Consider the following 11,970-nt stretch of genomic DNA (forward strand, 5'->3'; position numbering starts at 1 on the left):
GATGATGCTCGTCAGCACCACCATCAATTGTTGGTGGGCGCTTAAGTCCAGCCCGATCATTTGCGCGATGAACAGGGCCGCCATGGCCTCGTAGAGGGCGGTGCCGTCATTGTTAAAATTCGCCCCGACCAATGCGCCCATGCTGGCGGACTGGTCGCGCAGGCCTATGCGGTCCTTCAGTGCCGCGTAGGTCACCGGCATCGTGGCCGTCGAACTCGCCGTGGAGAACGCCATGACCAGCGCGTCGCGTCCGCCGCGAATCACGTCAAGCGGACGCACCCATGATCCAAACCGGATGCGGATCAGATAATAGGCGGCCTGGATCGCGAGCGCGAGCAGCACGCTGAGGACAAAGATGCTCAGCGCTTGAAACTGCGCGAAGCCTTCCGTGCCTACGATGCTCGCCACGATGCCGAAAACGGCCAGAGGCACCACGGTGATGATCCAGTGCAAAATCTTAATCAGCGACTCCAGAATCAGTTCGACCAGGTGCTCGACCGTTCCGAGGGGACGATGACGTTCCTTGCGCAGGGCCATGCCGAAGGCCACGGCGACGAAGATGACCCCGATCACTTTCCCGTCGTCACCCAGAGGTCCAAGTAGGCTCTTAGGCACATTCTCGATAAATGCCGTGAGCGGATTTGCCGTCTGCGTGGTTTCAACGGCGGGCTCTGAGGGCGCGAGCCCCGCACCTCGTCCTGGTTGGATGACGTTGGCAACGGTCAGTCCAACGGTGATCGCCACCAAAGTGTTCATCAGCAGCAATCGTGGCAGGCGTGCGGCCAGTGGCCCGCCGAGATGTGTCGTCATGAAGGTGTGCACAATCGCGGCAAGAATCAGCGGAGGCGCGAGCGCGCCGAGGAGGCGAAGCACCAACTTGCCGGGCGTTGCCAGCAAGGCAGCCTGGCTGCCCAACGCAAGGCCTGCCGCGACGCCCAGTACCACGCCGATGACGATGCGTCCATACAGCGGGATCTGCTGCCATCGTGCAACCAGGCCCGTGTGAGGGGTGACGATGGCCGAGCTTTCCAAAGTATTATCGTCCACGAGCTAGTGCTCCGAGGTCGTTCTGATTCTCAGGGAACGAGCAGCCGTGCTGTTGAAAGCAGCTCAGCGGTCGCCTTGTCACTGGTGGCGGATAGTAGCAGATCTGATTCCGCGGAGGGGAAATGGATGGCGTGGCGCTAGAGCGTTCACCTCGCACCGCAGTTGTTGCTGTGCGGGATGAGTGCCGATTCAGGAAAACGACGTGATCCGCGTATTCGAGCAGATGAGACGATGCGGTTATTGAACAGGGGCTGGCGAGTGGCTGGAGGAAACGAATGAACGGCGACAGTCAGTCGGGTTGCAGCCGTCTGTCAGCGTGTGGTGGGAGGCCGGCGGAGGCGGCACACTCGCCGGCTCGCAGGAGTCAGGCGACGTCGGGATAGAGATAGTCGGCCCCGACGGGGAGCTTGCTGAGCCATTGCGTGAAGCGCGAGACCTCTTCCCCGCGAAAAATGCATCCGTGCTGAGGAAGAAGCGCCGTGATCGGCAGTGGCGCGAGTCGTTTGTTCATCCCGGCGACCGCTCGATTGCTGGACATATAGCGCTGATGAAATCCCTGCATGGCTTGGGTATGCACGGTCCAATCATCGATCACAAGTCTGAAGGTGTCGTCCTTGTACATGGCTGTTCCGACATCTCCTGAAAAGAGGAACCCGCTGACGGTATCGTGCACAAGAATATTACCGGGGGAGTGGAGAAACGGCGCGGAGATACAATCGAGTCGGCCGCCGTCTTTCAATGATATCGACGAGGCCCTCGTCGGGTACTTTGACGAAATTGAGATTGTGGGCCTTTCCGCTCAGATCCCTGGTTTCATAATGCAGCATGAATCGAGTCCAGAGGCTCGACACGACCAGCTTGATGTCGTCATTCCACTTGGTCCAACTCGGAAATGAGGCACAGATATCGGGGTCTTGATGGCTGAAGAACAGGTGGGTGATGCTCATCGGGCTGAGGAGGAGACACACTTTCTTGAACACAAGTGGGAACCGGTCGAACCCGCCCGGTTCAAGCAGATAGCCTTCGTGTCCGTCGATAATCAGATAGGTGTTGCACTCGATCTCGTCTCCGCCGGTGTGGGTGCCGATCCAATAGACCTTGTGGTCGCCCTTTTCGAAAAGCAGAATCGCGTCGTCGGGGTTGATCGAATCATTCTGTAAATTGCTCAGCGGAACAGACACCATGGCAACCTCCATCTGACAGGTCACTGAACGGCCCGGCCTCCGCACCACTCAGTTAAATTATAGAAGAACATCTCCCGAGCACAAACTGAATACGCGCATTGGGGGAGACTGAGGGGAATCCCGATGTCTGGCACCATCCACCGGCCTCGTTTCCGGTATCGCGATTCGGCTGATTCGACTTCGATCATGGCGTCTGCATGCGGCGCGATAGCAACACACATGGGTTTCCGCACGCATGGCGATGATGGAGAATGGAACGGTATGCCGAGGCTCTTTGCGCCTGGGAAGTGAGGTCAGTCAGTAGCGAGTGCCGCAGGATCACGCCGGTTGACTCGCAACCGTTGCGGGATCAAGATGCCGCCCGCGAGGTCGTGATGCGACGTGTTGCCTCTCTCCTGCATGTGCCTGAAGGGCTGTGGATCGCGATCAGCCTTCTGGCCTTTCTCTTCGCGACGAGGAATGAACCTTCGACTGCGGCGGGGAATGATGTCCTTGAAACCCTCTGGCTCGCGATTCCGTTATCGGGATTCCTCTCACATTTCTGACGGCCTATCTGCCGGGAGGTGGTGGCTGGTGGTGGCTCCTGCGCGTGGTCGTGATCTCCGCTGTCGTCGTGCTGGTGGCGTCGTTCATCGTGGCGAGCGGGCTGGACTATCACGATTCCCGAAACTCTGGCTTACTCGGCGCGCCATTTTGTAGCCGTACACTCGGGCTCTTGCTGCTGGTGCCGCTCACGGCTCTCGCTGCTGTGCTGATCTGGAAAAGGAGTCGGGCAGACATGAGATGAGGTCGCAATGCATTAGTTTTTGCACCGGGATGAATGGGGAGCCGTGTAGCTCGCCAGCGGCGCGAGCGGCGGCTTAGCCTGAAAGAGGCCGTTCATTCACCCTTTGAAACTACTTCCTTAGGCCACAAATGGATCCGCTCCGCTTCCACTTGGCTTTTATCCGCGGAACGGACATCCAAAACCAAGTAGGTGGCCTTCACGCCTCAGGGTAGGTGGTACTGAATTCTCGACAAACATAACCAGCGAGATAGTTGCTTCCATCAGATCTTTGATGGGCCCAAGAATCGAAAATGAATGTACCTAGGGAATCTCCTAGTATGGGCAAGCGGATGCAGATTGTGGTTGATTTCATCTGTCGCAAGGCGTAGGAGAAGGCGCCATTTAATGAAGTCGTGCACGGCGTGCTTATTTCCTTTTTTTGTTATGAGGCTGCTCGAGGGGACTGAGTACGATCGGTCCAGATCCCAAGGAAACATAGTGCCTCTTCCGCGTACTATCAATCGCACAGAGTGAGTGAGGTGCGGTCTCAATTCTCCCCGATACATATGGCCAGCTCGATGTGAGGAGGACTCCTGAGTAAATAGTTTTGGCCCATTTTCTCTCGAAAGGAACTCCCAAAAGTGAACCTGCAGTCGTTCCTGGCTACCGAATCAGCCGCTTTAATCGTCACTGGCGTGGTGCTCCTCATCCTCATTGCCAGCTTCCTCGTGTTGTTCCTTATACCTGGCCTACTTCATTGGATTAGGCTACGTAGAATGCAGACTTCGATAGACAGGTTCGAGACGAAGGACTATGTCGCAGAATTCAAGAGGATTTTTGCCGATGATAGCCGTCTCGCTCACTTGTGGAAGGAATACCAAGAGTCTTTGCATTTCCAGCACGAGGAGCGAGACGGGCAGATGCTTATAAAGGCCGTTCGTGCGACGGTCCCTGCCGAGATGTATTTCAGTAACCAAGCCGTTGTCGACAGCCGACTCGCAACCGAGTTTTTCAAGCACCTACCCGGGATCTTCACCGGCCTTGGCATTATCGGTACCTTCAGTGGCCTCATTGATGGCCTGGGGGCATTTCAGGTGAGCGAAAACGCTGTTACGGCAAGAACAAGCCTCGAATCGCTCATGCATTCCGTCAGTGAGGCTTTCCGCGTCTCAGCGTCAGCTATCGCTGCGGCGATGGTCGTAACCCTTATTGAGAAACGCTTGTTGGCCTCGCTCTACCGACGCACCGAGGCAATTTCCCATGCTATCGACGCTTGCTTTGAAGCGGGCGCAGGCGAGGAATATTTGTCGCGGCTCGTTAAGGCATCAGAGGAGTCGGCAAGTCAGTCGCGAATATTAAAGGATGCTCTCGTCAAAGAGTTAGGAGAACTGCTCCGGGAACTGACAAGCACCCAGATAGCCGCGGCCAAGGATCAACAGGCACACGTTGTTGAACGACTCGTGCAAGCTTCAAAGGAACAGGCTGAAGCTGTACGCGAAGACAATCAAGCTCTAGGGAAGTTCATTGCCGAAAGTATCCAGCAGAGTCTGAAGGGACCGTTAGACGAAATTGCAAGCACTGTGAAGGTTGCCAGCGGGGACCAAAGTGCTACGGCTGCCCGGATGCTGCAGGACGTTATGACGAGCTTCAGCCAGCGACTAAATGATCTCTTCGGTGGACAGATCTCGGGACTCAACGAGCTCAATCAGCAAACTGCCAGAAGTATCCAAGAAGCAGTTGGCACCTTACAGACACTTGTAGCGAATATCGAAACCTCGAGCGAGCGCTCTACCGCCGCTATGGCTCAACGTATGGCCGACGCCGTTGAAAAATTGGAATCGCGTCAAGATGCAATGAACTCGCAGTCGGTTGCGTTTGTCGAGCAGCTTCGCAGGATTGCTGTAAGCACGCAATCAGAGACCAACCAGAAACTCCAGGTGATGCTTGAATCCATCGGTGCTGAGGTTGCGAAAATATTGAGCACACTCAGTGAGTCACAGAAAAATGTATTCGAGAGCAATCGCGATCGTGAGCAGTCTATGACAGACCGAGTGCAAAGTGCGGTCTCGACGATGTCCGAGTCAATCGAGGCGGTCATCAAGGAGCTTGGCAGCATGATGACGCAGATGGCAAAAAGCGTGGCCACCTTAACGCAGACTACAAGCTCCGCCGTGGAGAAGATGAATGCCGGGGCGGACCTGCTTGGGACAGCTTCTCGGAACTTCGCATCAGCCGGTGAGCATGTCGTCAACGTGATGGGCCAAGCTGCTAGCGTCTCCGTGAAGCTCTCCGAAACTTCAGGAAGTCTGACGGCTAGTGCCACTGTTGTCCAGGAATTGCTGAAGGATTATAGGGTGCAGCGAGACTCCGTCACGCAACTTGTTAACGAACTTCGTGTCACGGTTGAGGTGGCACGCAAAGAGGCTTCGTTGACAACCGACATCCTTGCGCGGATCGAGAGTTCCGCTGCACGCCTCGGTATCGCACAAAAGCAAGCCGACGAATATTTAGACGGAGTAAGCAAGGTGCTCGGTGAGGCGCATACGTCGTTTGCAGCAGAAGTCAGTCGCACCCTCGGCAAAGCTAATATCGAGTTTCACACAAAACTGACTGATGCCGTACATATGCTGTCGTCGGCCATAGGAGAACTTGAACTGACGCTTGCATCGATGGGCAACCTTGGCTCAACGAAGAGGTAGGCTATGATCGGTACCAAGATCGTTTTAAATCGTGGCGTCCGTGACGAAGCAGAAAAGCCGTTTTGGATATCCTTTGCGGATCTTATGACTGCACTGATGGTATTGTTCCTGGTCGTAATGGGCGTAGCGCTCATCGCTGTGACCAAAAATGTGACGGAGAGGGAAAAGAAAGAAGAAAGACATCGTCTGGACATCGAACTTATTCTTGATCGCTTTGTGGAGGCGGCGAAGCTGTATGACGGAATTAAGGTCGATAGGGAGCGTAGAGTGATCAATTTTGGTGAACGTGCACGTTTTGGATTCGGCAAATGGGATATGACAAGTGAACAAGAAGGGATTCTGCGCAGGTTTATTCCAGAAATGCTTGACAGGGCCAATGATGAACTCGGGCAACGGATTCTAAAGCGATTTGTGGTTGAAGGATACACCGACAAAAGAGGCTCGTATCTATTCAACCTTAATCTAAGTTTGCAGCGTAGTCAGCGCGTTTTATGTGCCATGTTTGCCACAGCAGGCCCTAACATTCTTTCTGATGATCAGAAGGAGCACGTTCGTAACTTGTTTCTCGCAGGTGGATATTCCTTCAATGCTGCGATGGAGACCAATGAGGAGAGCCGTCGCGTGGAAATGAGAATGGAATTTCTAGGTCCGGATGAACAGCGGCCTCAGCTACCTTTGCCGTCAGGACACTTTGGCGATTGTGCTGTGGGATGAACGCCCTGAAGCATCTGGCCTCATTGCTCCTTCCTGTAATGCAGGAGAGCGGCGAATGGATGCCATCTGGTGGGGGCCTTGATGTCGTCATTGCCCAAATGAAGGCACGGTTCAAATCCCGAACGGTTGGCCAGATACCTGAAGATTACCAATTGGAAGCTGTACGCCGTTTCTGGCAAAGCCAGGAGATTTTGTCCTTCCGCGATGCGTACATTCTCTCTTGGAGCTTATGCTTACCGCATCGAACCTGGGGCCCATGCGTCATGGAGGATCGTTCTCGCCTGGAAAAGGTGTTGGATGGTGCCGATAGCTGGAGTGGAAGGCCTAGTGCCTATCGCCGATGCTATCAAGGCCTGGTCAAAAGCTACTTCACGTATGATATATTCGCTCAGACTACGCCAGAAGCCGGACGCAACAATTGGCAAATTCTTCGCCAGTACCTGTCCGATCACAATTCCCTAATTAAAGATCACAGTCCTTGTCCCCAGTGGGTGGATACCGCAGTCGGCAATCCGCAGCTGTTTGGAGGGCAGCCGTGCGAACCGTACGTCGACGCTTTGTTGCACGGGGATGGTGGCATTATTGAACACCTCTGCGAGCAGCTCGGAATCAGCAAGGCATCGTGGTTCCTACGTGAATTGGTCCTGGCGCAAGTCCGAGGCGCCACGCGCCAGGCCAACACGCAGTTCCTGGCTCTTTTGCCGCGGTTACTTGAGCTTTTGGCTGCGAACGAGGTGCTACGAGACCGTGGGATGATTCAGGTGCTCGATCGCTATTCAGAGGTTCCTGGCGTCGTTTTACATCCGGGCCTTCGTGACTATGCTGTCGCGTGGTGGGGAAACCCGTGGCTGCCTTCGAACGAGACCCGCTGGGGCGGTGTTACCCCTGAGGCTCGCACGATGGTTGCCGACTGGCTGAAGCTGGAATTTATTGAGACCTTCTTCACTAAGTTGGCAGAGGATGGCCTCGGCGACCCGCGACGAATGAACTTCTGGAAGCGCTATGTCAAGTCAATTGACCACATCGAATTCGGGCTTGGTTCATTTGCTCGCAACTCCCGAGAGCGAGACTTTGTGGTGCTACGCGAGAAGATGGCCGGTCTGGTTCTAGAGTTGGATGCTCCTGGCGCGAACAATGCTTTTATTATGACAATTGGAAATCTGGTTGTCGTCGAATTTAGCGGGCTTGGGAATGCGCTCTATGGCTACGACGCACGGCGCTCGTTGCCGTTCAACACCAGTAAGATGCTGACGCTCCCGGCCTCTTCACCGAACTCGCTCAAGCAGAAAGGCAGAAGCATCTTGTGGCTGAAGCACAAAGACGGCATCCACAACTGGGACAAATGGGAGGATATGTTTGAGGCGACCCTGAGTAGGGAATTTGGAATCGAAGCTTCAGAACACGAGCCGGTTGTCGACCACTCCATGGAAACCCTAGGTCAGGGAACGTCTGGAGCATCTTTTCAGCCTTACTCACGGGCGGCCTTGGGTGCGTTTGCCCACGAACATGGAGTGGAAATTGACGACAAGCGCAGCAGTGGCGGGAATCTGTGGGTTCGTGCAGGCGGGAGCGATGAACTGGTAAACCAATTGCTTACCCAGTGGGGCTTCCGCTTCAAGATTGGGAAGGGGTGGTGGAAATAGGGAGAGATGCTTTGTTCACACTATTTAAGAATGCGAAGGCCCCCCAGAGCAAATCATGGGTGCGCCAATGGGTGGCAGCAGGCATAGTTCTGACCCAAGGTGTGGCACAGACCCCAGGCGATGTCAGCGATGACCCACTGCTCTGTGGATACCTCACTCAACTGCAGGACGATGGACTTGCGGAAGAGATAGAGGATGGCTACTTGCTGAGCTGGGACTCGCTGTACAAGGCGCTGGACAGTCCTACCTACCAACCGCTTCGCGACATTCTGAGCCTTCCGACATTTGTGGATGCACGGCCTATTTTGAGCAGCAGCCACTCACTCACCGACCAAGATTTTTCCATCGCCCTTGCCGGCTGGCAACGCAATGACGGAACGCGCTTTGACGGTCCGTTGGTTGGCCCCTTGATGGATGAGGGCGACCGCAAGTCTCTCATGCGCCCACAGCATTGGGCGCTGTTCAAGGAGGTTGTTTCCTTCTCGCGACGCAGCCAGAGTGAGCGGGATGACCTTGTCCATCGGCAGGCTTGGGGAAGGATTCGGAAACTGGCCTTGGAAGCCGGAGCGCTCCTCGACGACTTCCTGTATCGCTCTGTTGTCCTCACTCCAGAGAAGCTTGAAATCCAACTTCGGCGCTCGGATAGTGTCAAGGATGATCGAGTTGTCGAGATTGCACCTGGCTTCGAAGGATCTCCTCCTGGTTGGATCGAGGCCTTCGACCTCGCCCGCGAGGTCCGTGACCGCTATGACATCGTCACCCCTCAGGGCATTGTTCAGATATTGGTCACGCCAAAGGTTCGAACAGTCCTTCAGGAAATCAAGCGTCTTCCTGGCCGGCAAGTGGCTGGCTCACGCGCGCAAGCGTTCTTACTGAACCCCTATGCGGCACTGGGTGTTGACGCCGTGGATGTGATCGAAGAGAGCCAGTTCGAAAAAGCTCGCGAAGATGCGGGGCTTGATTACGAGCGGTTCACACCCGTCTTCGAACGAGATGCGTCTGGCTATCCCGTTCGGGTGGGGTTGCTTATCGAGACGGCGGTATCGAGTGGGCCAACGTCGTCGGAGACTCAATGGCTCGATGACATACAGCTGTCAGCCTTCGTCCAGGCGTTGGCCCGAGCTATCGCACGAGGTTATCAGCTTGTTGCGTGGAACGGCTATGACTTGGTTCTCCAAGGGGAGGCTGAGCAGTATCTCAAGGGGCTGAGGGAAGCACTGGAACGTCGACAGGCTCCGCCAACGCTAGTCTCTTATGCCCAGGTTCACGACCTCAGCGCCTACTCCGCGCGAGTAGAGAGTATCGGAGTCGAAAGGCCGTACTACTCACCCTACATCGCGAAGAAGCGGGAAGATGATGGTTGGTTTCCTGAGAACGTCCTGCCTGTTGTTGTGTACACGCCGAAGGATGCACATGAGCCGATCGCCATTCCAACCAGCAAGCCTGCCATCGAAAAGCTCAAGGAGGATATCCAGTCTGCTGAGACTGAAGGCAATTCCAAGTTAAAAGTATCTTGGCTGCCAGACCCGATTTCTGTCGAAGAAGCCAAGCAGGTTGTCGCGACGTTCGAGAATGTTTTTGCTAACCTTGAGACTGGGAAACCGTTTGATCCAGAGCAATACCAGCGGCCAGCAAAAAACATGTTGGGGGACAGAAAGCAACTTGTGCTCCGAGCCAACATCCAGACACTTGAGTATGAGGAGATGCGACGGGAAGCGTTGCAGGCAGTACCTGCGGAACCTAAGCTTCCGAAGAGTATCCGCCCTGAGTATTCTCTGCTACCACACCAACGGGCGGGCCTCGCGTGGATGCAACATTTGTACAGCCTCCAGGCCGACTACCAGGTCCGTGGCGCAGTACTCGCCGATGACATGGGACTCGGTAAGACGTTACAGGTGCTGGCGCTCATGGCATGTTTGCTCGAATGTGACACGAATATGTCGCCGATGCTGGTCGTTGCGCCTGTATCGTTGCTTGAGAATTGGGCAGAAGAAGCACATAAGTTCTTTGCAGTTGGTGCGTTGCCATTGCTCATCGCATATGGGGATACCTTGGACTCGCTTCGTGTCCCACGTTCTCAGATAGACGAACGGCTTCGGACAGAAGACGGGCTGGTCAAGTTTTTGCGTCCGGATTGGGTGGGCAACGCCAAGGTAGTTTTGACAACCTACGAGACACTGCGCGACCTGGAGTTCTCTTTCGCTGCGCAAAAGTGGTCGCTTATGGTGTGTGACGAAGCACAACGCATCAAGAACCCGGCTGCGATGGTCACGCGAGCGGCCAAGAAGCAGAATGTTGCATTCAAGATTGCCTGCACGGGCACGCCGGTGGAGAATACGCTGGCTGACATATGGTGCCTGTTCGATTACGTGCAGCCGGGCCTGCTAGGAGCATTAAATGATTTCGGGCGGCGCTACCGCAAGCCTATTGAAGCCAAGACTAGCGAGGAGAGGGGGCGCGTTGAGGAACTACGCGCTCGCATCGGCCCGCAAATTCTTCGGCGCCTGAAGGCCGATGTTGCTACCGACCTCCCTCCGAAGATTATCGTACAGGAGTGTCGGAATCTGCAGCTGTCTGTGGCGCAGCGTAACTTGTATGCCAAGGCTATCGAGAACTTTAAAAATCGGGGAGGTCAGCAATGTCTCTCGGTGTTTAAGAACCACCTCGGGTTGTTGCACTACTTGCGGCTAGTTTGCACAAACCCGCATCCCCCAGGCTTGGGGGTTTTTAAACCGGAGTCTCTGGAGCAATACCGTAAGAAAGCACCTAAACTCGATTGGCTCCTCAATCAACTCCACGTCATCAAGGCCCAAGGTGAAAAGGTAATTGTGTTCTGTGAGTTTCGGGAAGTTCAGCGGCTGCTGCAGCACTACGTCGAGACCGAGTTCGGTGTCCGACCGGGAATCATTAACGGTGACACGAGTGCATCGTCGAGCCATGTGGCTAGCCGGCAGAAGCAGATTAATACGTTTCAGGAAAAACCCGGGTTTGGTGTGATCATTCTCTCTCCGGGCGCTGTTGGCTTTGGTATAAATATTCAGGCGGCAAACCATGTTGTTCATTACACGCGGACTTGGAACCCGGCCAAGGAAGATCAAGCGACGGACCGCGCCTACCGTATTGGGCAACTAAAGTCGGTCCATGTTTATCATCCTGTCGTGACAGCGGAGGACTTCACCACGTTCGATGTTAAGTTAGACCAGCTACTTACTATCAAGCGAGAGTTGGCACGGGACATGCTGAACGGGGCTGGTGACGTTACGCCGGGGGATTTCAACATAGCCGACGTTGTTCCTGAGGCGGACGCTAAGGATATTGACGAACGCGTAACCCTGGAAGTGGCGCTGAGGATGGGGTGGCAACACTTTGAGTGTCTTGTCGCTGTGTTGTGGAGCAAGCAAGGTTACGACTGCTATCGAACGCCCGGAACAAATGACAACGGGGTAGACATTGTCGCCCTATCAGGGAGAAAGGGGCAGCTTGTCCAAGCAAAAACGAGCGGCACAGATGGCGCCATGCTGGGCTGGGAAGCAGTGAAGGACGTCGTGACGGGCGAAGCCTTCTACCAACGTCGGCACCCAGACATTGACTTCGAAAAGGTTTGCATTACCAATCAGTTTTTCAACCGACAGGCTAAGGAGAATGCTGGACTTAATTCGGTAAAACTGTTGGACCAATCAGACCTTTCCATAATGTTAGAAAAGTCCGAGATAACAATGCTTGAGGTCGATCGGCTTTTGTTTGCTGAATGGAAAGAAAGAGATGCCGAGGTTTAGTTATATGAGATTCTTTGCGGGATTTGAATGCATTTTGATCGACCGTTACGCGCTGCGGTCCTTCTCGAAATGAGCCTGGCTTGCCACGCCTCATTCCATATTCAGTCTGGTTCACCTCGGCCAATACATCATCACCGCCAC

General features: G+C 54.7%; 9 protein-coding genes. 6 read left to right on the forward strand and 3 right to left on the reverse strand.

Annotation, left to right across the window (positions count from 1 at the left end; all coding sequences use genetic code 11):
• The 3 genes from KF784_18075 to KF784_18085 form a co-directional block, all read right to left on the reverse strand.
• Positions 1-1,047, reverse strand: a 1,047-nt coding sequence (locus tag KF784_18075; protein MBX3120970.1) for a dicarboxylate/amino acid:cation symporter, incomplete at its 3' end; no start/stop codon positions are given.
• A gap of 364 nt (positions 1,048-1,411) precedes the next feature.
• Complete coding sequence (locus tag KF784_18080) at positions 1,412-1,669, reverse strand: hypothetical protein (protein MBX3120971.1); 258 nt, start codon at positions 1,667-1,669, stop codon at positions 1,412-1,414.
• Between the two features lie 58 nt (positions 1,670-1,727).
• Positions 1,728-2,231, reverse strand: a complete 504-nt coding sequence (locus tag KF784_18085; GenBank protein ID MBX3120972.1) for a hypothetical protein — start codon at positions 2,229-2,231, stop codon at positions 1,728-1,730.
• Between the two features lie 123 nt (positions 2,232-2,354).
• Here KF784_18085 and KF784_18090 point away from each other — a divergent pair, with 123 nt between their 5' ends.
• The 6 genes from KF784_18090 (at position 2,355) to KF784_18115 (ending at position 11,829) form a co-directional block, all read left to right on the forward strand.
• The gene (locus KF784_18090; GenBank protein MBX3120973.1) at positions 2,355-2,522 is read left to right on the forward strand and encodes a hypothetical protein; all 168 of its coding nucleotides are present in this window, start codon (positions 2,355-2,357) and stop codon (positions 2,520-2,522) included.
• Between the two features lie 298 nt (positions 2,523-2,820).
• Positions 2,821-3,018, forward strand: coding sequence for a hypothetical protein (locus KF784_18095; protein MBX3120974.1), 198 nt, complete (start codon positions 2,821-2,823; stop codon positions 3,016-3,018).
• Between the two features lie 755 nt (positions 3,019-3,773).
• Positions 3,774-5,696 (forward strand): anti-phage defense ZorAB system ZorA, encoded by a 1,923-nt coding sequence (gene zorA / locus KF784_18100; GenBank protein ID MBX3120975.1) that lies wholly within the window; start codon positions 3,774-3,776, stop codon positions 5,694-5,696.
• Positions 5,697-5,699: 3 nt separating this feature from the next.
• Positions 5,700-6,410 (forward strand): hypothetical protein, encoded by a 711-nt coding sequence (locus tag KF784_18105; GenBank protein ID MBX3120976.1) that lies wholly within the window; start codon positions 5,700-5,702, stop codon positions 6,408-6,410.
• Positions 6,407-8,053, forward strand: a complete 1,647-nt coding sequence (locus tag KF784_18110; protein MBX3120977.1) for a hypothetical protein — start codon at positions 6,407-6,409, stop codon at positions 8,051-8,053. The genes KF784_18105 and KF784_18110 overlap by 4 nt, the downstream gene beginning before the upstream one ends.
• Before the next feature lie 11 nt (positions 8,054-8,064).
• The gene (locus KF784_18115; GenBank protein ID MBX3120978.1) at positions 8,065-11,829 is read left to right on the forward strand and encodes a restriction endonuclease; all 3,765 of its coding nucleotides are present in this window, start codon (positions 8,065-8,067) and stop codon (positions 11,827-11,829) included.
• Positions 11,830-11,970: the final 141 nt, after the last annotated feature.

This window comes from Fimbriimonadaceae bacterium (genome assembly GCA_019638775.1).
Lineage (GTDB): Bacteria > Armatimonadota > Fimbriimonadia > Fimbriimonadales > Fimbriimonadaceae > JAHBTD01.